At 44.5% G+C, this 24,271-nt stretch carries 15 protein-coding genes; 5 read left to right on the top strand and 10 right to left on the bottom strand.

Translation table 11 applies throughout. The annotated features are described in order from the left end of the window. Positions 1 to 41: 41 nt before the first annotated feature. Entirely contained in the window at positions 42 to 884 is an 843-nt protein-coding gene (locus tag NST58_RS04290; RefSeq protein ID WP_076190110.1) for an aldo/keto reductase, read from the bottom strand. Positions 885 to 1,107: 223 nt separating this feature from the next. On the opposite strand from NST58_RS04290, the gene NST58_RS04285 reads away from it, so the two are divergent. Continuing rightward, positions 1,108 to 2,097, top strand: coding sequence for a DUF4003 family protein (locus NST58_RS04285; RefSeq protein ID WP_339246423.1), 990 nt, complete (start codon positions 1,108 to 1,110; stop codon positions 2,095 to 2,097). Between the two features lie 21 nt (positions 2,098 to 2,118). After that, positions 2,119 to 2,565, top strand: coding sequence for a GNAT family N-acetyltransferase (locus NST58_RS04280; protein ID WP_076190108.1), 447 nt, complete (start codon positions 2,119 to 2,121; stop codon positions 2,563 to 2,565). 1,489 nt (positions 2,566 to 4,054) lie between these two features. Here NST58_RS04280 and NST58_RS04275 read toward each other — a convergent pair. Both NST58_RS04275 and NST58_RS04270 read right to left on the bottom strand, forming a co-directional pair. Next, positions 4,055 to 6,700 (bottom strand): FtsX-like permease family protein, encoded by a 2,646-nt coding sequence (locus NST58_RS04275; RefSeq protein WP_339246420.1) that lies wholly within the window; start codon positions 6,698 to 6,700, stop codon positions 4,055 to 4,057. A 13-nt stretch (positions 6,701 to 6,713) separates the two neighbouring features. After that, the gene (locus tag NST58_RS04270) at positions 6,714 to 7,415 is read right to left on the bottom strand and encodes an ABC transporter ATP-binding protein (RefSeq protein ID WP_036684849.1); all 702 of its coding nucleotides are present in this window, start codon (positions 7,413 to 7,415) and stop codon (positions 6,714 to 6,716) included. Between the two features lie 274 nt (positions 7,416 to 7,689). Here NST58_RS04270 and NST58_RS04265 point away from each other — a divergent pair, with 274 nt between their 5' ends. Next, a complete protein-coding gene (locus tag NST58_RS04265; RefSeq protein ID WP_339246417.1) occupies positions 7,690 to 9,465 on the top strand; it encodes an ABC transporter ATP-binding protein in 1,776 nt (591 codons plus the stop codon). Next, positions 9,452 to 11,227, top strand: a complete 1,776-nt coding sequence (locus NST58_RS04260) for an ABC transporter ATP-binding protein (RefSeq protein WP_036684845.1) — start codon at positions 9,452 to 9,454, stop codon at positions 11,225 to 11,227. The genes NST58_RS04265 and NST58_RS04260 overlap by 14 nt, the downstream gene beginning before the upstream one ends. A gap of 82 nt (positions 11,228 to 11,309) precedes the next feature. Here NST58_RS04260 and NST58_RS04255 read toward each other — a convergent pair whose 3' ends face one another. From NST58_RS04255 to NST58_RS04230, 6 genes are all read right to left on the bottom strand, one after another. Next, complete coding sequence (locus NST58_RS04255; protein ID WP_339246414.1) at positions 11,310 to 14,675, bottom strand: HEAT repeat domain-containing protein; 3,366 nt, start codon at positions 14,673 to 14,675, stop codon at positions 11,310 to 11,312. A gap of 175 nt (positions 14,676 to 14,850) precedes the next feature. After that, on the bottom strand, positions 14,851 to 15,603 hold the full coding sequence (gene yaaA / locus NST58_RS04250) for a peroxide stress protein YaaA (RefSeq protein WP_076305248.1): 753 nt from the start codon (positions 15,601 to 15,603) through the stop codon (positions 14,851 to 14,853). A 96-nt stretch (positions 15,604 to 15,699) separates the two neighbouring features. Then, the gene (locus NST58_RS04245; RefSeq protein WP_076185123.1) at positions 15,700 to 15,948 is read right to left on the bottom strand and encodes a hypothetical protein; all 249 of its coding nucleotides are present in this window, start codon (positions 15,946 to 15,948) and stop codon (positions 15,700 to 15,702) included. A 31-nt stretch (positions 15,949 to 15,979) separates the two neighbouring features. Continuing rightward, on the bottom strand, positions 15,980 to 17,536 hold the full coding sequence (locus NST58_RS04240) for a glycosyltransferase family 39 protein (protein ID WP_339246413.1): 1,557 nt from the start codon (positions 17,534 to 17,536) through the stop codon (positions 15,980 to 15,982). A gap of 672 nt (positions 17,537 to 18,208) precedes the next feature. Beyond that, positions 18,209 to 19,030, bottom strand: a complete 822-nt coding sequence (locus NST58_RS04235) for an aminoglycoside phosphotransferase family protein (protein WP_339189564.1) — start codon at positions 19,028 to 19,030, stop codon at positions 18,209 to 18,211. A gap of 100 nt (positions 19,031 to 19,130) precedes the next feature. After that, a complete protein-coding gene (locus NST58_RS04230) occupies positions 19,131 to 20,018 on the bottom strand; it encodes a hypothetical protein (RefSeq protein ID WP_339246412.1) in 888 nt (295 codons plus the stop codon). A gap of 483 nt (positions 20,019 to 20,501) precedes the next feature. On the opposite strand from NST58_RS04230, the gene NST58_RS04225 reads away from it, so the two are divergent. Continuing rightward, a complete protein-coding gene (locus NST58_RS04225; protein WP_036684833.1) occupies positions 20,502 to 22,025 on the top strand; it encodes a flavocytochrome c in 1,524 nt (507 codons plus the stop codon). 82 nt (positions 22,026 to 22,107) lie between these two features. Here the strand turns inward: NST58_RS04225 and gnpA are convergent, their stop codons facing one another. After that, positions 22,108 to 24,270, bottom strand: coding sequence for a 1,3-beta-galactosyl-N-acetylhexosamine phosphorylase (gene gnpA, locus NST58_RS04220; RefSeq protein WP_248549421.1), 2,163 nt, complete (start codon positions 24,268 to 24,270; stop codon positions 22,108 to 22,110). Position 24,271 lies beyond the last annotated feature (1 nt).

The raw sequence follows: 24,271 nt of genomic DNA, 5'->3' as shown, positions 1-24,271 counted from the left end.
AAAAAAACACGCCAATAAATGGCGTGTCGTAGTTAAATTTATTAAAATTCTTCATACGATGCGGGATCTTGATCAGCTATGCGACCTGTTGGCGAGGTTAATGCGGAAATAACGGTCATCTCAGCTTCCGATAATTCAAAATCAAAAATATTCAGATTATCACGCTGATGCTCTAGAGAAGAAGCCTTTGGAATGGGAATAGCCCCAAGCTGTATATGCCAACGTAAGATAACCTGCGATATCGATTTATTATGAACCTTGCCTATTTCCGCTATTTCCTCATTTTCCAGTACACTGCTAGCCCGTCCCAATGGACTCCACGATTCAATCACTACCCCATGCTCTTTGTTCCATGCACGTTGCTCTTCCTGATTAAAATGAGGATGCAGCTCAATCTGATTCATACTCGGCGCTATACCAGTTTCTTGTATCAAACGTTCAATATGCTCCGGCAAAAAGTTACATACACCGATGGAGCGAATCAAACCTTGCTTACGTGCCTCGATCATCGCCTGCCAGGCCTCAACATATAAATTCACTCTAGGGTTAGGCCAGTGGATGAGATAGAAATCATAGTAATCCAATCCGGCTCTGAATAAAGACTCCTGTATAGTAGACAACGCTTCTTTATAAGAGTGATGGCGTCCTGGCAGTTTGGAAGTAATGAGTAGCTCTTCCCTAGGCACAGAACTTTGCCGAACAGCCTGGCCTACAGCACCTTCGTTCTCATAATTAAACGCAGTGTCGATCAGACGATAGCCAACATCAATCGCCTTAGTGATGTTTTGTGCTCCCTCAGTTCCGTTTAACGCGTAGGTACCAAAACCAATCGCAGGCACCTTCACTCCATCGTTCAATACGATTTCAGGTATTCTCTCAGTCATCGTCGCTCTTCTCCTTTGTTGTCATTTAAACCTCTGTCGATCCATCTTATAATTATTATAACATCCTCATAGTAAACTCAATCATGGGGTCACCTGAACAACCTCTAGCCTATTAGTAAGCCGCTTTCGTGGGCATCCGATTTATTTTTTATAGTAAAATGAATCTACAACACAGGATTTTCGTAATGTTATGAATTAAAAGTAGAGATAAGAGGTGTATCCAATGAAGGAGCAATATCCAGCTAGGCCTGAATTGTTCGCAGACAACGCTCAGAGGATCAAAAAATCTTTTCCATGGCAAAATGCAATGGTTAATCGGTTAGCGGCACTATTGTATGCTGTAGAAGACAAAGTTGCAGATGACGAAGCCATCCGTGCCAGCTATGAGCTAATTAAGGAGAGTACCGGGATTTTCTCTCAATTTAGAGGGACTTCGGTGATCAGCATTGCTGCCCTGCTCTCTCTTTCTGACGAGAAGGAAACTCTGCTTGCAAACACACTTGCCGTGTATGATTTAATGAAGGAAGCCAAATTCAGAGCCTCTGATTATCTCGTCGTTGCTGCCTATCAAATCGCTGCTAATGCAACATCGGATCAATATCAGCATACGGTAGAACGGGCAAAGCTATTTTACGATAGTATGAAGGCAAAACATCGTTTCCTTACCGGACAGGACGATTATATCTTCTCCGCGATGCTTGGTCTTTCCGATATCGATGTTGAGAGTGGCGTGGACCGCATGGAGCAGCTCTATGTAACGCTTAAGCCCGAGTTTATGTCAGGCAACAGTGTGCAAGCCCTGACCCAGGTATTGGTTCTTGGGGAAGAAGCCCCTCAAGCAGCGGACCGTGTATTGGCATTAAGAGATGCATTTCGTGCAGAGGGTATCCGGCTAGACAAGGAATATACCCTCTCCTCACTGGGCGTGTTATCCCTGCTCCCTTGCAACAAGGAGGACATCGTTACTGATGTCTCGGAGACTTACGAATTTTTGCGTACAAAAAAGGGCTTCGGGAACTGGTCTATTGGCAAGCAGGAATTACTGCTCTTGTCTTCTGCACTGGTAGCCTTCAGATCTGTGGAGGATGTGCAAAACGGCGTATTAACTACGATGCTTTCTACCAACATTACCAATATTATAATTGCGCAACAGGCTGCTCTTGCCGGGGCAGCGGCTGCATCAGCTGCGGCTGCAGCTTCTTCTTCGAATTAGATTGAATCGTGAGGGAAAGATATGGACTCAATAAAAATCTTCACAACTAGAAATGAAGAATTGTTAAACCGTCTACTGAACATTTGGGAATCATCCGTGCGGCATACTCATCTTTTTCTATCCGAGCAGGATATTGATGCTTTGCGGCCGCTGGTCACGCAGGCGCTTGAGGGCATAAGCGATTTGTTTGCTTTTACAGATGATGAGGAACAGTTGCTTGGCTTCATAGGGGTTCAGAATAAAAAGATTGAAATGCTGTTCGTAGAACCTGCTGCAATGGGAAAAGGGGTTGGAAAAGCGCTAGTAGCTTATGTCATGCAGAAACTCGCCGTACACCTCGTGGATGTGAATGAGCAAAATCCCCAAGCTTTAGGTTTCTATGAGCATATGGGATTTCAGGTTTTTGAGCGTTCAGCACTCGACGAACAAGGTAATCCTTTTCCTATCCTGCACATGTCGCTTAAGTAGCTTTTTCCTATGCAGGAGACAGTTCAATGCATTTTAATATTGTAAAAAAGACAACAGAGCAGCGATTCTCTCGTTTGAGAACGCAGCTCTGTTGTTTAGTTGTCTGCAGTTTAGGTTGGCGAAGCTAGGAGCGGATAGGAGAAGCTAGGCGTAGATAGGCGTAGCGGCTCCGAGTATTCGGTTCAGCTGTATCTACTTCTACTTCCACTTCTACTTCTACTTCTACTTCTAAATTCACTTCTAAATCTACGCATATACCCTCATGCACATCGCCAAATCAAAGCTCTCTGTTGCTTCCGGACTCAGATGACGCTATTTGCTCATTTATCACCTTTGAGGCATAGTTTCGGACTCCAGTGTCGCTATTCTATAGAAAAAGCATCATTTCTGGCGTTTTTTATGCCAATAGCTGCTATGGAGTCCGATATCATTCCAAATGGCGGATAATCCGGCGTTTAAGGTCATCTGGGTCCGTTAGCGTACAATATCGTCAGAAATCGTCCAATAGCGTCCGATAGCTTCGGGTCCTAACCATCCCCTGTTCCTTACGGACTCAGATGACGCTATTTGCTCATTTATCGCCTTTGAGGCATAGTTTCGGACTCCAGTGTCGCTATTCTATAGAAAGAGCCTCACATCTGGCATTTTTTATGCCAATAGCTGCTGTGGAGTCCGATAACATTCCAAATGGCGGATAATCCGGCGTTTAAGGTCATCTGGGTCCGATAGCGTCAGGCATAGTTTCAGATAGCATCCAATATCGTTAGAAATCATCGGATGGCAGCGATAACGAACGATAGCGTCGGGTCCTAACTATCCCCTGTTCCTTACGGACCCAGAGGACGCTATTTGCTCATTTATCGCCTTTGAGGCATAGTTTCGGACTCCAGTGTCGCTATTCTATAGAAGGAGCCTCATTTCTGGCGTTTTTTATGCCAATAGCTGCTATGGAGTCCGATAACATTCCAAATGGCGGATAATCCGGCGTTTAAGGTCATCTGGGTCCGATAGCGTCAGGCATAGTTTCAGATAGCATCCAATATCGTCAGAAATCATCGGATGGCATCGATAGCGAACGATAGCGTCGTTTCCTAACCATCCCCAGTTACTTACGGACCCAGATGACGCTATTTGCTCATTTATCACCTTTGAGGCATAGTTTCGGACTCCAGTGTCGCTATTCTATAGAAAGTGCATCATTTCTGGCGTTTTTTATGCCAATAGCTGCCATGGAGTCCGATAACATTGAAATTGGCGGATAATCCGGCGTTTAAGGTCATCTGGGTCCGTTAGGGTCCGATAGCGTCCAATAGCGTCCAATATCGTCCGATATCGTCGGTTGGCATCTGATAGCGTCAGTTCCTAACCATCCCCAGTTACTTACGGACCCAGATGGCGCTATTTGCTCATTTATCGCCTTTGAGGCATAGTTTCGGACTCCAGTGAAGCTATTTCATAGAAAGAGCCGCAGCTCTGGCATTTTTAGATGCTATTCCACCGACTTCAAAGCCTCTATCATATGGATTCGTTTGAGCTTAATATGCATGAACGCCATGACTATACCGGAGAACAATAGGGTTAGGAGCGCCGCATAAATATAACTTGGCCACTTGATGATCGGAGCGAACATCGTCGCATCCAGCTCGGCCGTCTTCAGGACGAAGCTATGCAGCACTATGCCGAGACCCGATCCAGCCACAATACCGAGTAGGCTAAGCAGCATATTTTCGCGGTAAATATACATGGTTACTTCCTTGTCGTAGAAGCCCAGTACCTTAATGGTTGACAGCTCCCGGATCCGCTCGGACACATTGATATTGGTCAAATTGTAGAGGACGACAAAAGCCAACGCCGCCGCTGAAACAATGAGCACCAAAGTTACAACGTCCATACTCTTCATAGTCTCATCGAAGGCGGAACCTACACTGCTGGAAAAGCTGATAGCAGCGACGCCCTCATTAGCCGTCAGCTTCTCACCAAATTTGTCTTCCCATGTTTTATCATGTGCGGTGTAGTTCAGAAGTTCTGTGTTGAATACTGGTTTTTCTCCGAACACAGAAGCATAATACGCCGGTGTCATATAAACATAGTGCATTACATAATTCTCTGTAATCGCCGCGACCTCAATCTCGAATGTTTCATTATCTTTGTCCACCACGGTCAATTTATCGCCAGACTCCAGCCCATACAGCTTAGCTAGCTTCTCTGAGATAATAGCCCCATCATCCGTAAGCATCCGTCCTTCTCCACTTTTTCGATCACGCAACTCCACGAAATCGGATAAAGAGTTAACGGAGGTAGGAACGAACAGATGAACCTCTTGGTCATTTACACCACTAGCATGTGCGGTCATCCGTTCTTGCGCCACACTCAGCGTCCCAGTTACTGCAGATTCACCAGTGATTAGTTGGTCGTAGGCCTTTAGCACATCGGCAGACACATCTTCATGCAGCGCCACAAGTGCATCATATTTCATAATCGTGCCGAACTGCGACCCGGCGATGCTGCCAATTGAATCCTTGAGACCAAATCCCGTCAGGATCAGCGCTGTACAGCCAGCCACGCCGAATACAGTCATGAACATCCGCTGCTTATAGCGGAATATATTCCGTGCGGTAACCTTTTGGACAAAGCTCAATCTCTTCCATATAAAAGTGATCCGCTCCAGTAAAATACGCTGGCCACTCTTTGGTGCCTTCGGACGCATCAATACGGAAGCATTGCTGCGCAGTTCTACCCGTGAAGCAATCCACGCCGTCAACGTAGTACATATTAACGCTACGATAACGGATATGATCGAATACGAAAGATAGAAGTTCTTCGTGATATCCGGTAAATTATAGATTGCACTATACGCATCGTAGATAATACCCGGAAACAGGGTAAAACCAACCGCAAGACCCGCAATTGAAGCCGCCAGACTGGCAAGCGTACCATAGACCAGAAATTTGGCCATAATGTCGCGGTTGCCATAACCAAGTGCTTTCAGTGTCCCGATCTGCAGGCGATGCTCCTCAACCATCCGTGTCATGGTCGTCAAGCTGACCAGCGCAGCAATCAGGAAAAAGAACACAGGAAACGCACTGGCAATCGCCGACAACCGATCAGCGTTATCTTTATATTCGGCATATCCCGGATTAGCGCTTCGGTCAGTAACGTAGACCTTAAGCTGCTCCAGCTCTGCAAGCTTTTGCTCCCCTGCCGCCAATTCCTCCTTGGCAGAAGCAAGTCCGGCAGCAATTGCCTTCATACTTGCAGCCTGTTCCTGCTGCACTTCCTCCGGCTGGCGCTGCAAATCCGCAAGCTGCTGCTCGGCGGCGGTCACCTTTGCGCGGCCACCAGAAAGCTCTTTCTCGCCTTCCGCCCGCAGCTCAGCAAGCCGTGCTTCCGGCACGCCGGACATCGCCTGCTCTACAGCATGGGTATGCTGTTCGATCAGATCTTCATATTCCGGCGAATAAGCCTTCACCCCGGTTGTATCCTTAAAGGACAGATAGACTTCCGTATACACCGGAAGCTTGAAATCTGACTCCGGGATCGCGGCGAACGCATCCGCCGTACCTTTGCCGATCCCACTGGTGCCCCGGGTACTTTGCTCAATAAACTGTGGACTTCTAACAAAGCCAACTACGGTATACTCCAATGTCTCGAAGCTGTTCGACAACTCCGCATCCGTACCGTTTCCACTGAAAGATACCTTGTCACCCAACGCATATTCTTCCGCTAGCTTATCGTCCAGCACGATTTCACCGGAATGCTCCGGTAGATGGCCTTCAATTATACGGTATTGATTAAGTGGTTTATCCGTGTTGTAAGAATTGACTTTAAGTATTAAGGCATTATCACCTATGAATACATCTGCACTATAGCTCGGTTGAATCTCATCGATCCCCTGTACATTTCTGAGTAATCCAATGTTGTCTTCGGTCAGGCCGTAGTTAGTCTGCACCTTCAGATCCATCAAGCGCTGCTCTTTGTAAAAGGTTCCAGCTGTATTCAGCATATCTGGCCCAGTAGCCTTGATTCCGGCAAAAAAGCTGACGCCTAACATAATAATTGCAAAAATCGAAATAAACCGGGCTTTGGTATGCCCAATTTCACGAAAAATATCTTTCCACAATGCTCGCTTTTTCATAGATGCCTTCTCCTTACCATTCAATATCGTCAACGGATACCGGCGAAGGATTGATCACCATCTTCCGTACCTTAGCGTTGTTAATCTCTATAACCCTGTCAGCCATCGGAGCGATCGCCAGATTATGTGTAATTACGATGACCGTTGTCCCGGTGTTACGACAAGTATCCTGCAGCAGCTTCAGCACCTGCTTGCCGGTGTTATAATCAAGCGCCCCTGTCGGCTCGTCGCAGAGCAGCAGCTTCGGCTGTTTAGCCAACGCTCTGGCGATAGCGACACGTTGTTGCTCACCACCGGACAACTGAGCCGGGAAATTATCTAACCGCGCGCCCAGACCCACATCCTCCAGCACCTTACGTGCATCTAGTGCACGCGGGGAAATCTGCGAAGCAAGCTCAACATTTTCCAGTGTGGTCAGATTAGGTACTAGATTATAGAACTGAAATACAAAACCTACGTCATTTCGGCGGTAGCCTGTCAGCTCCTTGGCACTAAACTTGGCGATATCAATGCCATCCACAATGACCTGACCTTCATCGGCGGAATCCATGCCACCCAGAATATTAAGCACCGTAGATTTACCCGCACCACTTGGGCCGACGATCACGGCAAATTCACCTTTTTTTATCTCAAAATCAATCCCGTCATTCGCGACAATTACATTCTCGCCCATCTTGTAACGCTTGTACTCCCCTTTTACAGCAACAAAACTCATTCCTCTTCCTCCTGTCCCTATCCGAACTAAGTCTAATTACTCTACATTGTCTCAGTTTATCATAATTAGAACGCCCAAGCCCGAATGGCAAACCCTCATTACACAAGGTGAAATTCACATCATTAATAAGTTCATTTTTTTGTAACAATAATGTAACAAGGAAATTTTACCGTAAACGATACTTAGTCATTTGATAATGTTATAATCACTTTGTTTTATTTACTCTTTTCAGGCAAGAGTGAAAGAACAAGAACAATCAGAAACAGGTGATCAGATGTTCGAACTGAAATGGCTATGGCAGAACCTAGAGGGAAACCGGACGCGATATATTCTGGCACTCTGCCTTTCGGTGGTGGGCTCAAGTCTTACAATCGTGAATCCGTACATCAGTCAGCGCATTGTCGATACGTTTATAGCCGGTGACAACGCCCTGCAGAATCTTACACAAGAACGGCAATTATTGATTATGCTCTGTCTGGGCATGATCGGATTTTCTCTACTGCGCACAGGTCTCGCATATTTCACGACCATGCAGTACGAGATATCCTCGCAAAATATGATGTACCATGTCCGCATTTATTTGTACAACAAAATTCAGGGACAGGACAGAAAATACTACGATCATAATCGCACCGGCGATCTCATGACCAAGATGACAGGCGATCTGGACATGGTCCGTCACTCTATGGCCTGGATTTTTAAGACGATCATTGAATCGCTAACGATCTTCCTTGCCGCCGTTATCTATTTTTTCACCATAGATGCGGAACTGACGCTGTGGATGCTTATCCTGTCACCGCCCATTTTTATCGTGGCTTACATATTCGCTAAACGCGTCCGTCCTATGTATATTGACCTGCGTGAACGGCTGTCCCAGCTTAACACGACTACACAGGAGAATATCTCAGGCAACCGTGTGGTCAAGGCTTTTGCCCGTGAGGAATTCGAGGTCGAAAAATTCACAGAGAAGAATGTCAACTATTCTACAGCGAACAAAAAGGCCGCCCTTGTATGGCTTGATTATTTTCCTTATCTGGAATCCTTCGCTCAGGGCTTCAACGTAATCCTTATGTTGGTTGGTGGTTTGTTCCTTATGAACGGCCGGATCACCTTCGGTGAGTTTATGGCCTTCTCTTCGCTTATTTGGGCTATATCCAACCCTATGCGCAACATCGGTATCATTATCAACGACATTCAGCGCTTTTTTGCGAGCTTGTCCAAAATCGTAGATATCTATTATGCCCGGCCAAATATTGTTAATGAGCATACTGTCACTGACAAACGCCGTTATGAAGGCCGTATTGAATTCGATCATGTCCGCTTCAAATATGATAGCGCTATCGTACTGGACGATATTAGCTTTACCGTTGAACCCGGTGAAACTGTAGCAATCATGGGCGCGACAGGATCAGGCAAAACAACAATCATCAACCTCATCCCTCGCTTCTACGATGTAGCAGAAGGGCGCGTACTCGTAGACGGTGTTGATGTTCGGCAGCTGGAGCTTGATGAACTTCGTGGAAATATCGGCATGGCGACCCAAGATGTACTCTTGTTCTCTGATACCATTGATGGAAACATCGCCTATGGCGATCCTGATCTTCCGGAAGAAGATGCAATGGGTTATGCAGAGCTCGCAGCCGCACACGACTTCATTACCAAAATGCCTGAAGGTTATGATACCGTTGTCGGGGAACGCGGAGTCGGACTATCGGGGGGACAAAAGCAGCGTATCGCCTTAGCGCGTGCTTTGGCGGTACACCGTCCTATCCTGATTCTCGATGATACGACCTCTGCGGTCGACCTTGAGACGGAGGAGCACATCCAAAAAAGTCTACGTGAACTGGACTATCCTTGTACGAAAATTATTATTGCGCAGCGTGTATCTACTACCTCGCAAGCCGACCGTATTCTCATTCTGGATGGCGGGAAGCTAGTTGAGGAAGGGACTCACACTGAACTGCTAGCGAAACGTGGTTACTATTACGAAGTGTTTAAACTGCAGAACGAGGGTATTGGAAGGCAGGTGACCGCAAGTGGCAAGGAATAAATTTGACGTCGATGAAAATCTTGAATCGCCGTTTAATATAAAACACTTCCGGCGTGCGATGGTATATATCAAACGAAAGAAAACGCCAATGATTGTTGCGTTCGTGCTCAGTGCACTTTCAGCAGCCATTTCACTGTCGGCTCCGCTGATCATGCAACATGTCATCGACGTGACCATTCCGGCAAAAGAGAAGCTTGCACTGCTGGGTTGGGCTGCACTGATGCTTGTGACCATCGTGGTCAGTGTTTATCTGGCTACGATACGCTCGCGCATCATGACGAGTGTTGGGCAGGATATTATTTTTGACATCCGAACGGATTTGTTTAAGCATCTGCAAGAATTGCCTTTTAAATATTATGACGACCGTCCACAGGGCAAGATCCTTATCCGGGTCGTAAACTACGTCAACGCCGTTTCAGATGTGCTGTCCAACGGGATTATCAACTTTATTCTAGAAATCGTGAATTTGCTCTTTATCGCAGCCTTCATGTTCGCTGTCGATGTACGACTCTCATTTGTCATCCTTGCCGGACTGCCAGTCTTCCTTGGCATCATGCTGCTGATCAAAACCCGGCAACGCCGGGCATGGCAAGCAGTGTCCAACAAAAGCTCTAACCTGAACGCCTATCTGCAAGAGAGCATCAGCGGTATTGGTGTGACACAAATGTTCTCCCGGGAACAACGTAACGAAGGAATCTTCACACGTCTCGCGGGTAATTTCCGTAAAGAATGGATGAAGGCTCAACGTTACAACTTACTTATTCCGTTCTCTGTAGACAACTTGTCTACAATCGTTACATCATTAATTTTCCTTGTGGGCCTATTAACACTGAGTCCTCAAGACATGACCCTCGGTGTCATTCTGGCGATGAGCAGCTACGCTGCCCGCTTCTGGCAGCCGATTCTGAATCTTTCGAACCTGTACAATAACTTCATCAACGCCGTTGCCTATCTTGAGCGTATCTTCGAAACGCTGGATGAACCGGTTACCGTCAGTGATATCCCGGATGCAAAAACACTGCCATCTGTACAGGGCCATGTCACCTTCGACGATGTAACTTTCGCCTATGACCCGGGGCTTAATATTCTGGAGAATATCTCCTTCAAGGTCAAAGCGGGAGAAAGCATCGCGCTGGTAGGACCCACAGGTGCGGGCAAAACAACCGTCGTCAATCTGATCTCACGCTTTTATAACATTTCCAGTGGTCAGATTCTGATCGACGGCCAGGATATCTCGCAGGTGACGTTAAAATCTCTTCGCAGTCAGATGGGGATTATGTTACAGGATAGCTTCATCTTCTCCGGTACCATTCTGGACAATATTCGGTACGGCCGACTGGATGCGACCGAAGAAGAAGTAATCGCCGCTGCAAAGGCCGTTTGCGCCGACGAATTCATCCGTGAATTCGATCAAGGCTACATGACAGAGGTCAATGAACGTGGCTCCAAGCTGTCTCAAGGACAGCGGCAGCTCATTTCGTTCGCAAGAACACTTTTAGCAGATCCGCGCATTCTCATCTTGGATGAAGCCACTTCTTCCATTGATGCGAAGACTGAGCGCTTATTGCAAAAAGGGCTGAATGAACTGCTTAAGGGACGCACCTCGTTCATTATCGCGCATCGCCTCTCCACCGTAAAAAACTGCGATCGTATTATGTACGTATCTAACAAAGGCATCGCGGAAAGCGGCTCACATGATGAGCTTATCGCACAACGGGGCCTTTATTACCGCCTCTACACAGCACAGAAGATGGAAGCTTAATTGAATAAACACCAAAAGAGCTCAGGCCGATTTGCAGCCTGAGCTTTTTTGATGCTTTATATTTTCAAAAAAATATCAAAAACTAATCTATCGCCGTCCAAATATTTAGCGCAAGTGAGCGAACCGCAAGGTTCGTGTGATTTCTGTACAACCGCAGACGCTCTGCAGGCTCTGGACTCCACAATAGAGCACTTCCGGCAACTTCAAGCAACGAAAGTCCAATATACTGAGATTCATAACGGCTCTCAGACCCTAGAACATCTACAATTTCCAATAAAGTTTCCGGACTCCAGTATCCCGTGCTCTCTTCTAAATTATACGCGACCTGCTTATAGACATCGCTTAATAGCTGGGGCTGCTTTGAAATAGTGGTAACCATCCGATTGAGATAATTGGCGGATTCCTTCATATTATTCCAATCTATTGCTGCTATATACAATTTCATCACAGCTTGCTGTAAGGTCTCATCAGATGCCAGACAGTCAATCAGGTCCGTATACAAAGGGATAAGGTGCATCCGGGTGATTTTTGGCAAAGCTATCAGCTGGTTGACTAATTTCAGTAGACGTTGCCGATGAGGCAAATCTCTTTTGGCAGTGGCGTTCCATTCATCCCTTATCGCTGCACTAACCAGTCTCTGACATACACCAACTACAACCTCATTGATCTTACCATCGCGACAGGTTTCTACCAGCGTGTTCATAGCAGTTTCCCATCTAGTGCTGTCTTCCAAATCCGTAATAGACCGAGCGGTGGCAGCTGCAACAATCCCTTCATTTCCATTTGTCCACCGCATCATAGAAATGAAAGCATATCTGCCAATATACGCATCTTGGTGCCTGGCAATTTCAAGGATTAATCCTAGATAACGTGGTCTAAAGTCTAGCGGAAGAGCATTAGGCTGTTGAGATAATAAACTTCCTGCGATGTCACTTTCTGATGAAGAAGCCATTGTACTTAACATATCCCAAGCGCGTTCATCATCTAAAAGCTGTTTGGCAGCATGCCCTATGGCTATGATTACATCCTTGTGTGCATTGGGTTTCTCGAACTCATTCATCAATAGCGGAAGGCTGTCATCCCTTCTATAAGCGCCCAGTAAGCGGATGGCTTCTTTTCTGACAGTGATCTTCAGCTTATCCCGATTCAGAAGCTCTTTCAGCATGGTAACCAGTAACACCGGATTCACCCTGCGGATGCATCTGGGTATTGAGTACATGGCTACACGGGCCCGGTCCCCATCCAGATTCTCTAGCAGAACGGGAAGTGCCTTCTCCGGTTCTTCCATAAGCGAAAAGGCATGAAGTGCAGCTTCTACTACAGTTACTTCCTTATCCTGCATAAACCCAAGTAACCTATCCGAACCGAGATCAGGCATGCTTGCCATGATCTTAATAACGCTTGCACGCTCCCAAAGATTACGTTTGGCATCGTATGCAATTTTTTCTAATAAGGCACTTAAAGCTTGTTGCTGACGTGGCAGCCATCTGTAGAATCCATCCGCGGCCGGCACAAGATAGATAGTTTTGCCTGATAGGAACTTGCCCTTAATGATAGCTCCTGAAATAAAAGGATCGAACCATTCCTGACGCTTCAGATGCAGATGCTGGAACACTTCATGGATCGTAATATACGATTTATCTAAAGCTAATAATTCCTTAACTCTGGCATCACGCGTTGTACGAGGCGCAAGCCAGTATCTGGCCGCTTGTATGGCTGTAGAATCTGCCTTTGCCCTCGTTGCTTCCTTTAACAGATTCTGAAGTTTTATGATACCGTAACCTCTTTTACCGAAAGAGCTAGCTAGGCTTAACACCAGATTGTAATCTTCTCTTTTGTTGGCCTGTACAGCTAATGTATAAATTTCGTCGAAGATAATCTCTTCTACTCCCCGGGGTAAATTCTTCTCCAAGGATGGAAGGGAAAGCTGCCCATTCTGCTTGGCCAATTTCTGAATCGTATTTAAAGAAAACTTAAACAGCTCACCGTGAGGATGTAATGCGTTATGCCGGAGAATAGCAAACGCCAGTTGTTGAACGGAAAATTTTGTACCATATGAAGTATCTCTGGCCTCTATAACACTATCAACAAGCAAAGTAAGCTCTTGTACATGGGCATCCGTGAACACAGACGCAGGACTTTCCGATAGCTCTTTAAACACAGCGCCCCGGACGGGATCCTGATCATTTTTAATCCGGCCCAGATACACCAAAGTTTCATTCATGCCCTGTCTCGACAGAACGGTACTTCTGATCAGCTGCATAAGCGCCGTGGCACGTTCGTCTGCACTGGATACCTGTGTTGCTTGTTCAAGTCCCGCTCTTGAATGAAGAATAGAACGGCAAGCAGTAAATCTGACTGTTCTCTCCCGGTCATCATTGATTTCACGAAGGCCAAGCATCCGGGTGGCTTCCTTGTCACGCAAGGCATGTGGTAATACATATAGTAATCTTTCCGGAAAAATGCGTTCATTGCGTTTATCTTCTTCATACACAGCATCGAAAATGACCTTGCGGTTAGAGGGTGCAATATTCTGAAGCAGCTTTGCTATGTGCATAGGGTGATCTGCGAGTAGTTTCGCTATCTCAATCCATTGATCCATGGATAAATATTTTTTCCTTTTAAGAACAGCTTCAGGAATACCATAAGAAATCAGATCGCTCCGCGACTCCGTTCGTGTTAACAGTTGATATACCTTATTAGGATTTTGGCGTACAAGCGTGCCAAGCTGTTCTTTTAACGCAGGATGTATGATGCCCATAGGTCCATGATTCAGCGCACACTCCAGCACCAAGTCTGCCTTCAGATTGCATAGGATCTCCAGAGCTGATGAGAATCTCCACCAGACATAGCCTTTTTCCCTGAGTGGTGTGCTTTCCAGTGTTGTTGCAAAGTATTCTGCTACTACGTTAAGATGCCGGCTGGATAATTTCTTCCAGTCTTTTATGGCATACCCGATATCAGCAAGCCATTTACTTACCGTAGCCGAATAACAGGCCTGCAATATAATCGCGGCTTCCTCCGCTCCCCATCGGGCATACACTACAGGCAATAAGCGTTCTGCTAATTCCTGACGGTTAATCTGTGAAATACTATGCAGCAGCTTGCGGCGGCAATCATGGGATAAATGGGGGAGCTCACGTTCAATATCAGCATCCGAAGCCACCTTTGCCAAAAGACCCGCAGCCGTATTTCTGATACTTGCCTTGGGATGCCGCAGTGCTGATAGAATAATAGCATCATCTTGTGTTGCAATGGCGCCGATTAAGGCAAGTCGTGCTTCATAAACACCATCCTCCAGCAAAGAGGCTAGTAATTGGGAGTACTGGACAGATCCGAGATGATCACGGCCTAGGATTGCTACTTTTTTGATTCTGTCGGAATAGCCTAGCGAATCCAATTCTTTAAGTAAGCTCTGTTTATCCAATGGATCTCTTTTGAAAATCATAAGTCCTCCTCGTTAACCTGTTCTTATTCCACCCGAACTTTATTCTCTATACCCTAATCTATCCCCTTTAAAAAAACTAGAATTCAGCATCTGGTTTCGTTGACCAAAAAATAAAGGTAACCCTGAAGCAGGTTATTCAACCCCCTTCAGAATTACCCATCATGTACTGCTTGCTCTATTCATTCTTTTTCTGAATAAACACATACGTACTCTCATCCGACAGCTCATCAGCAAAGCTGAAATCAAATCCGTCGAAGCCTTTGATATCCTCCACACAGCTGATTTGCCGCTCAGCCATGAAGCGTACCATTTCACCTCTGGCCATCTTGACCAGGGTCGCTCTCTCTACTACCTTACCGCCGATCTCCTGCCCGAATACACAACTAACCATTCGAACATTCCCGCCAATGTAAGGGGAGATGCACTTGCTGTATTCCTTAGAGGCCAGATTCAGAATGATGTCAGTCTCCGAAAACAGCTGATCTGCCAGCTTCCTGTTCCAGAACTCGTAGATAGACTTGAAACCAGGTCCGCTAAGCTTTGCCTGCATCTCCAGCCTGTACGGAACAACGCCGTCAAATGGCCGGACAATTCCATAGAACCCTGATAATATCCGTAAATGCTGCTGAAGATATTCCAGCTCCTCCATTTGAAGTACCCCTGGTGCCATGTACTGGTACTGGATACCCTCATAAGAAAAGATAGCCGGTGTAAGATCCCGTGTTACATCCATATCCCGAATCCGTTCCACATTCAGCGTGGCGATGGCATCATTGCATTTCCATAACGATTTGGCTTCTTCATAATTCAACTTTTGTAATAAGGCCAGAAGAGTCTGCGACTCGCTTATGAATTGCGGCATCTGGCGGCAATCCAAGAAATCCGTATCCATCTTCATCTTCTTGGCAGGCGATATAATGATTCTCATGGTGCTCCCTTTTCTTACCCCCGCGGGGAATTTAAATGTAACCTTATCCTATCACACTTAATCTTCGTAGGCTTGGGGCAAGTTCATGAAATTTGTTCACTGCCGTCCACCTTGTGCGCCACCGCTATCTGTACCTGGGTTGCCGTTTCTCCTTGTCCCACCATTCATGCCGGGAGATCCGCCCCCATCTTTACCCCGCCCGCCAGTGAAGCCCTGTCCCCCGTTCGCTCTTGACCCGGAGTCAGTACTCGTTATCTTCTGTGCGGTAATAGCATCGCAGGAGACGAGCACCATGGAACAACTTAGCACTGCTATGAGCAAAGCGAAATATCGCTTGATCCGCATCTTTGAATCCCCTCTTTCCGAGCGAACATAGTTAACGTGGAAAATATCTTTTTAACATATAATCGTATACGTCCTTAAAACCCATATAGGATAATACGATCAGCAGCGGATACACCGGGTAAATATACCGGGACTTGATCTCCCATAAAAGATAGAATCCGATAAAGCCCAGCAGTACAAGAATCAAAGAGGTCTCTTCAAATCTTTTGGCTCTTATTCCACCCATTAAGCGAACGAGTATAAATACATACATCAGAAAATTCAGAACATACAGCAGCCACAACATTCCACTTCTATAATTGGAGTCTGCCTTAAACAAATCCGTAGCAGCATTAGTGTAGCTATAACGGTCCATGACAAAGCCCATTCTTCCCCCGTTACTGGATGATCCGTCATTTCCGAGCCCATATCGTTCCATCTGGTAGGTTCCTTCCGTCCAGGTCCAAACGATTTTTTTATAATACATCTTCACTAAGTCACTTAGGCCCGCCTCGGAGAGTTTATTACTGATTTCTTCTTTAAATAACTCCGTACTTTCTGCCTTATTATAATTTGCATCCTGCTGATAGATAGCGTAGCTCTCCCGGTTGTCCCAGAACCCAAACGTCTCCAGATTGATCCCCATATTCAGCCACATGTAGACAGGTGCGGAATTTTCGTTCATCGGTTCATCTACAACATTCGTCGCCTGCAACACAGCATTTTGCGTCCAGCCGGGGACATTAAACAATATGGCCGTGATAACCAAAGCGCTAAAAACCTTTTTCACCCCGATAGAACGTATGTTGAATAAAAGACCCGCCACCACGGTAATCAGAAAAATAACACCGATACTGCGGAAATAGTTGCCTATTGCCAGTAAGAGAGCTGCGAAGAGAATATCCTTAATGGACCTTCTTTTGATAAATCTTATGGCAAAATATAAAGCACTTGTCAGAAAGGCGGTAGCGATCACATCGTTATAGATAAAATTACTCATAAACAATGAAGGGATATAGGTTGCAGCAAACACGAGGATGCCATAATCCTTATCCTTGGACTTATAATTGAGCTCTTTATACAGCATGTAAATCATTAATGAGGTTAAGAGTGTAAATAGAATATTAAATATTTTGATTACCAGATAATTATCCGGAAAGATCAACAACAACGTCTTTAAATATAAAACGATCGAAAAATTAAACGGAAACATATGCAGATAGCCGTTCGTGTCAAACGACGAATAATCATTCCTGTACAGCATGTCGAGTGCCAATGAAAGCACTGTCTGCGAATCATCCGTCGGCAAGCGTGGAAACAGAAAGATAATCACCATCTGGATTGCAAAAGAAAACAGCAGTATGGCTGGAATGACTATTTTCCAACTGTACTTATTAAGCTTCAGGCACATTTTATACAAAATAACGCTTAATGCCAGCACCACTGCGATCACTAGAATAAAAAGACCCAGCTGTTGTCTCTCCAAAATTGGCGTGTCCCCATATACGAAATAATTATATTTCGCCCTAATAAAAAAGGAGGATGCGATAAAAAGACCGATAAAGAATGCAAGTATGAGATACAATGTTTTTTGAATTCCTCTTATCATGGAAAACCTCCTTTGCGCAATCGAAAGCCCTTTACAATCCGCTGCCCCGATTCATAAAAAGCATTATAAACACCCAAACTGAAAATCCAATGAAAATCGGAAGTTTGGGAATTCGCAAAGAAGAGATTTAGAAAGAGAGGTACGTCCTACAATTGGGAATCAAAAAATCGCAAATGTGATACGGAAGTTTCAAAATGGAGAGAGTTGCGGAGACAAAGAGAGGAAATGGAAAACTACTCCAATCCTAGGGAGTATTATGACAAGAGTCTTAATTCTCTTTCAAACGATTATGCTATACTGGTGGAGCAAATAGAATAGGCTTAAAGGGTCGGTCGGCTACCTCTCACCGAAGGGAGGGACGCCTTGTGACAGTGTTTGAAGCAATGATGCTTATGCTAACCTTTGGTTCGCTTATCGTAGCGCTGCTGTCCAATAAACGCAAATAGACCGCCCACTCACAAAGGCATGCGGTCTATCTGTCGTGTCCTATTTGCTGAAGCCTACCGCCCTTAAAAGCGGCTATTGCCTTGGGAGTCGTGTTACAGCACGGCTCTCTTTGCATTTTACGTCTTTTCTACCTTTAATATACCACAAATAATTTAATAACGTAATAATGTACGGTGTTACATTACATTTCCAATCTCCCAGAAAATCCATCCATCCTTGCGTACATCAGAACAATTTACTATCCATCTTTTTTAAAAACCGATTATTAGCGATTAAGCCTATCACTCTCTTCGTTGTATTAGGCCCTTTCGGTGTGCTACCTCTTCTATTCAGCAAAATCCACCGTAGACATGCCCAAGCTTCAAAGATCTCAAGTTCTTCCTGATCCATATCATTTTCCAATAGATAAGCAGTTCGGAACACATCAGCATAACGCTCAGAGATATATATTTTCAGCAGAATAAGTGACCAGGCAAAATCATATCTAGAGTCTCCCAACTGGCCGTTCGTCCAATCGATTATGGTATATCGCTCTTTATCCTCCACTATATTTCCGATATGAAAATCCCCATGAATGATACAGTCTTGCTTCATTGGAGTTTGCTCAACAAGAGCAGTCAACACATTATAAATATCAGATTGTTCTTTGGCTTCAGGGAAAAAATAGCCGATGAAATCGTATTTTGGCAGTTGTATATTTCCAATCTCTTCAACGCGAATCTTATGTATTTTTGCTAATAGGCTTGCGAGTTCCTTCATTTTCCTGGTATTCATTTTATGAATAGGGGTTCCGTCAAAACTTGTTAACAACACCTTATGTCCCTCCGGATTGATTCCCCAGCCCACTGGTTTAGAGACGGCTACTCCTCGTTCGGATAGAACATCCAATAAACGATATTGAAACTGGACATCCGGTCTGGATTCCTTATTCCATGTTTTCAGTACATAGCTCTCTTGATCAGAATTAATCCTCATGACCTCAGCTTCAAATCCTTGATCCATTGTATGCGCAGTTAAGCTGTCTTCCTGATTTAATAAGTCGTTCATGATTTCGTTGTGCTCTAGCCAATTTATGATAGATATAGGAGTTTTCAAAAATGGGTTCTTCCTTTCGGAGTCAGCTACAACAGATTAACGCAACTCAAAATTACAAATAACATAAAATAGATTGTTCTATCCAGTACATAAATACAGTATCCGGGCTTTTCTTTTCAAACTTTTTCATTTTTAAATACATGTCCATTCCATCAGAAACATCATGCCATAAATCCGTAAATACAAAATCATATTTTTCCTTAGACATATGTTGTTCTGCATATTCGAAAGCATCTTCTTGGATAAGCCTGATCTTGTGAGCATTACTGAATTGTGGCAGTACATATTTATTAAATAAATCAATGACATCTTGATTTTTTTCAACAACCGTTATGCTCTCAACATTAACTTTTTCAGAAACCATATAAGCATAATAGCCAAGTCCAAGCCCAAACGTAAGAACATTCCCAAACGCTTTATCAACAGCTTCTTTCATTGTTTCTATTTCATTTGGCGTGATCGTCATCCAGATTCTGTCATTCTCCAAGACAGCCGGGAACATGAATTCAGTTTGAAAAAAACCAACCTGAGGAATTTGTCTTCCCTCTTCTGTCCGGATGATATCATTGCAAACAAAACCTTCAAAAGGTTTATATTTTTCATATTTTAATTCACTATTATTAATCTTTATAGTTGGTATCTTGATATTTTTATAATATGGATTGTCATAATATTCATTTGCATCAAGCTTATGAAGCATATTGCTAAAATATTGGTTGAACAATTCCTTATCATCAACATTATCAACCGTATCCATCCCAAAAGCAGCAGCCAGCATTAAACCAAAAGCGTATTCATAAGATACACCACAGTTTACGATTTCTTCAATTTCTTCTTTGTTAATAAAGTCGGGGGTATTATTCAAATAGCGGCTTAGTAAAGCAAACACTTTATAGTTATCTTCTTTTACTTTTTCTTTTATTACATTATTAAATTCCATATTCTCACCTATTAATTAGAATTTGTTTCTATGTCTCATGTTAGTCTTTCCGGATTGACTAGTAGGCAATACTCTCATTTTACCATTTAAAAATCCAGAAGAACAAAAACCGCTTTACTAATCCGTGACAGTTACCACTTCTACAGTGAGAAAATCTCACGCCAAATCTTCTAGTTATATGGTTTATGGTCCATTTTCCGCCTAATCCGCTCAATATTTCGTTACCCTATGTTAGAATAGACGACTTGTATAATTTGTGAAAACTTTCACTAATAGTCATGATTGATGGTATACTTAATAAGAAGATGAACTAAAGAGAATAACGATGGAAACTGTGGACGTAACCGTAGAAGATTTGAAGTTTGGAGAACAACAGCGACGCGCGCGCTTCTCCACTTCCAACTCCCTCTGATACTTCCTTTCTTTTTTGTCGGGTTCTTTTGGTACATCTTAATAGAGAAATATAAAAGTGGAGGGTTAACAATGAAAAAGAAAGCAGCTGGTGCTCTGAGTCTCGTCCTCTCTGTCATGCTCGTTACCGCAGGTTGCGGTAATGGAAACGACAAGGTGAACGAGAGCAAGAGTAATAACAACGAGAAAAAAGAAGTTGAAGCCGTCTCCGGGGCATCTGAAGCAAGCTACACACCATTCGATCAATTAAAAGATAAATATGATATCATCATTGTCGGTGCGGGTGGTGCGGGAATGTCCGCGGCGCTTGAGGCCAAAGAGAAAGGCATGAACCCTGTTATTTTGGAAAAAATGCCGGTTGCCGGCGGGAACACAACCAAATCCTCTTCGGGGATGAACGCTTCTGAAACGAAATTCCAAAAAGAACAAAACATTGAAGACAGCAATGATTTATTTTATGAAGAGTCATTAAAAGGTGGCCATGACACTAACGACAAAGAAATGCTGCGTTTCTTCGTTGATAATTCCGCGAGTGCGATCGATTGGCTGGATTCCATCGGAATCCGCTTGAACAATATCACCATTACAGGCGGCATGAACGAAAAACGTACACACCGTCCTGAAGATGGCTCTGCTGTGGGTCAATACCTTGTCAAAGGTTTAGTAAAAAACGTACAAGAGAAAGAAATCCCACTTTTCGTGAATGCTGATGTCAAAGAAATCACTGAAAAAGATGGCAAGGTAAATGGCGTCAAGGTCCTCTTTAACCAAACAGAGGAAAAAACAATTACGGCAGATGCTGTCGTTGTAACCACTGGCGGATTCGGTGCCAATATGGATTTGATCTCCGAAGTAAGACCTGACTTGGAAGGCTACGTTACTACTAACCAAATCGGCAGTACCGGAGACGGCATCAAGATGATTGAGAAACTCGGCGGCACAACCGTCGATATGGATCAAATCCAAGTTCACCCGACTGTGCAGCAAGAAAAATCCTACCTCATCGGCGAAGCTGTTCGTGGGGAAGGCGCTATCCTTGTTTCCAGTGAAGGTACACGGTTCACCAACGAATTGGATACCCGTGATAAAGTAACAGCTTCCATCAATACACTACCTGAAAAAGCAGCTACGCTGGTCTTTGATTCCGGTGTTAAATCCCGTGTGAAGGCTATTGAACAATATGACAAAATGGGCTTCGTGATTCAGGCGGATTCCATCGAAGCTTTGGCCAAAGAAATCGGTGTTCCAGAGGATAAGCTGGCAACAACGCTTGATACTTGGAACAGCGCCGTTAAGAATAAAAAGGATGCCGAATTTGGCAGAACTACAGGAATGGACAATGACCTGTCCACTGGTCCTTTCTACGCTATTAAAATTGCTCCTGGGATTCACTACACCATGGGTGGCGTGAAGATCAATACGAACACAGAGGTTCTAAATAAAGATGGTGAAGCTATCCCTGGTCTGTTTGCGGCAGGCGAAGTTACAGGAGGCTTACACGGACAAAACCGGATTGGCGGCAACTCTGTTGCAGAAATCATTATTTTTGGTCGTCAAGCTGGGATCAAATCTGCTGAATTCATAAAAGCAAAATAAGTAGATAACAGATACTATAGGCCTCACAGCAAAAAGCTCAAGCATCGGCAAGTTAGCCCTGGCTTGAGCTTTTTTAATGGGATTAATCGCCAATAGTTCGGATAATAGTATCAAACGGATCTAATTCCAGGGTTTGTTGTCCATATTCCGTATCGATCGTAGTTTTTTGAAGCTGGTCGCTATTGTTAATCACGACGAGTATTTTACTTTCTGGATAATAAGCACACTCTGTATATAAATTATCCGTAATATACTTTGTTTCCTTTAACTCATTGCCGGCAAAACGGATCACATTTAACAGCAATCTTGTATTTTCAAAGCTTAAGGTGAAAGAAGGCAGGTAGATCCCCGTTCCTTTACCAAAGGCATGGGTGGACAATGTTATCATCCCACTCTTTTCACACAATACCGCTGCTGAGCCATCCGTAAGATAGATGTTATTTTTAGGTGTTATGCTGGCTCCTTCAGGCACTAAACCTTGCTCATCTCTAGCCTCAAATGTCCATCTTCCATGAGCTACCTTGGAGCCTGTATCCTCATCCAGACCAAGCACATGTGCCATTCTGAAAAAGCTGTCATAACCATCAAGCGCCGAAGGCTGATTGATACCTATAAAAGTACCGCCCTCATAAACCCATTCTGTCAGTAAGTCCACGCACTTATGGTCACTCCAATATTCTCCACCACTCCATGCTGAACCTGCCGAGCCGGCATTGATCACTACATCACACTCTTGTAATACTCCCTTACGGATATCTTCAAAATCAATGAACTGCACCTCAACCGGCAACCCGGACAAAGCCTCGTTGATATGAATCAGATCATGCATATACGTTTCATGGAAATGCCCGGACAAGGTCCACGATCTCAATTTGCCCCAAGCGTGCAAAATGGCTACCTTCGTCTTAATGTGATACGGTTTGCCTTTATGATGCAGCTCTTTAATTTCTCTGAATTCATCCGCGATCTTTTCGATATAATCACAAAAATCCGGATAAGGCTCTACAAGATGCAAATATCCGCCCAGTCCAATCCGATCTATAGGCTCTCTGAGCAAGGCGCGCCGGATATTAATCCAATACTTTTTGGCATCGAGCGTAGGGTTACCTCCCTCCATAAACGTAGGAAGCCCTCCCAATCCAACCGGAAATAAATAGGGATGCAGCCGAATCTCATGGGTATCTACTTTTACACCAGAGCAAAGCCTTGCCTCATACCCTGAGAACACACATTTAATCATCCCGTCAAAACCAAACTCCTCAAAACGGTCATTGTAAGGCTCCATGCCAACCCAACTATCATCATAGAAGACATACGCCAGCTTATCGTGCTTATGCACAATATCAATTAATTGCTTACCAAATTCGATGACAAAATCATTGATAAATGCCATATAGTCCAGCTTCCGCTGCTGCGCCGGGATATGACTGACCCGATATTTCCCACCATTCACAAAATCCTCGGCCGTGAGCGAATACCCATATTTCTTGGCAAACAGATCAAGCGCCCTTGAGCTTACCGTAAAATCATATGAACCCCAGTCCGAGAACAAATGGCGATTGCGCTCATCGCTGCCCCAGATCCAGGCGAAATTATAAAAGAGGGAGGTGAACCGAACCACTGTTGTTTCCTTATGCTTATGACACCAATCTTCTATCCAATGGAGTAAATATTTTTGCGTTTCTACATAGATGGGATCAATCTGCATCAGATGCTCTTTTTCCCAGTGATTCGTGGTGTGATTGTACATGGAGATCTCTTCCCAAATCCGGTAGACCATGAAGCTGACTGTGTATTTATGCCAAGGCGTTATTCCAGTAATGACTACATTTCCCGATTCCCGCTCATAATTCCACAGTTCTCTTGGAACCTCTTCGCCCGTCGTTCGGTCAAAAACCTGCCAGTACTTAAACGCCTCTTTGGAATCATTCACTCGGAATTGTTCAGCAAAAAAATCCTCCATCAGATAGATGGATAAATAATCTTGTACCGCTACCTTCGGATTAGTTATTAAAAAGCTCTGCTGCAGTTTGTCTGAATTCTGTGACGCCCATTCGTTATGATCTCTGATGATGCAGATTGTAGAATAAATGCCGTATCCTGCGTTGATAATCTCATCGGACAACTGTGTGCCGTCACTGTCACGGATGACATCGGCACCCCAACGTTCAGCTAATTCCAGGGTCAATGCCTCATAACCGGATTCTCCCGGCAGTGTAAAGGCCCCCGTTGTTTGTTTGGACAAC

Origin of the sequence: Paenibacillus sp. FSL R10-2796, assembly GCF_037965315.1 — a bacterium.
Taxonomy (GTDB): Bacteria; Bacillota; Bacilli; order Paenibacillales; family Paenibacillaceae; genus Paenibacillus_AQ; species Paenibacillus_AQ odorifer.
Note: the sequence above shows the minus strand (reverse complement) of the source record. Positions and strands in the feature narration are given on the sequence as shown.

Excerpts from the sequence above, each read along its gene's own strand:
- NST58_RS04290 (WP_076190110.1), bottom strand. The coding sequence starts at position 884 with ATGACTGAGAGAATACCTGAAATCGTATTGAACGATGGAGTGAAGGTG.
- NST58_RS04285 (WP_339246423.1), top strand. The coding sequence starts at position 1,108 with ATGAAGGAGCAATATCCAGCTAGGCCTGAATTGTTCGCAGACAACGCT.
- NST58_RS04280 (WP_076190108.1), top strand. The coding sequence starts at position 2,119 with ATGGACTCAATAAAAATCTTCACAACTAGAAATGAAGAATTGTTAAAC.
- NST58_RS04275 (WP_339246420.1), bottom strand. The coding sequence starts at position 6,700 with ATGAAAAAGCGAGCATTGTGGAAAGATATTTTTCGTGAAATTGGGCAT.
- NST58_RS04270 (WP_036684849.1), bottom strand. The coding sequence starts at position 7,415 with ATGAGTTTTGTTGCTGTAAAAGGGGAGTACAAGCGTTACAAGATGGGC.
- NST58_RS04265 (WP_339246417.1), top strand. The coding sequence starts at position 7,690 with ATGTTCGAACTGAAATGGCTATGGCAGAACCTAGAGGGAAACCGGACG.
- NST58_RS04255 (WP_339246414.1), bottom strand. The coding sequence starts at position 14,675 with ATGATTTTCAAAAGAGATCCATTGGATAAACAGAGCTTACTTAAAGAA.
- yaaA (WP_076305248.1), bottom strand. The coding sequence starts at position 15,603 with ATGAGAATCATTATATCGCCTGCCAAGAAGATGAAGATGGATACGGAT.
- NST58_RS04245 (WP_076185123.1), bottom strand. The coding sequence starts at position 15,948 with ATGCGGATCAAGCGATATTTCGCTTTGCTCATAGCAGTGCTAAGTTGT.
- NST58_RS04240 (WP_339246413.1), bottom strand. The coding sequence starts at position 17,536 with ATGATAAGAGGAATTCAAAAAACATTGTATCTCATACTTGCATTCTTT.
- NST58_RS04235 (WP_339189564.1), bottom strand. The coding sequence starts at position 19,030 with ATGAACGACTTATTAAATCAGGAAGACAGCTTAACTGCGCATACAATG.
- NST58_RS04230 (WP_339246412.1), bottom strand. The coding sequence starts at position 20,018 with ATGGAATTTAATAATGTAATAAAAGAAAAAGTAAAAGAAGATAACTAT.
- NST58_RS04225 (WP_036684833.1), top strand. The coding sequence starts at position 20,502 with ATGAAAAAGAAAGCAGCTGGTGCTCTGAGTCTCGTCCTCTCTGTCATG.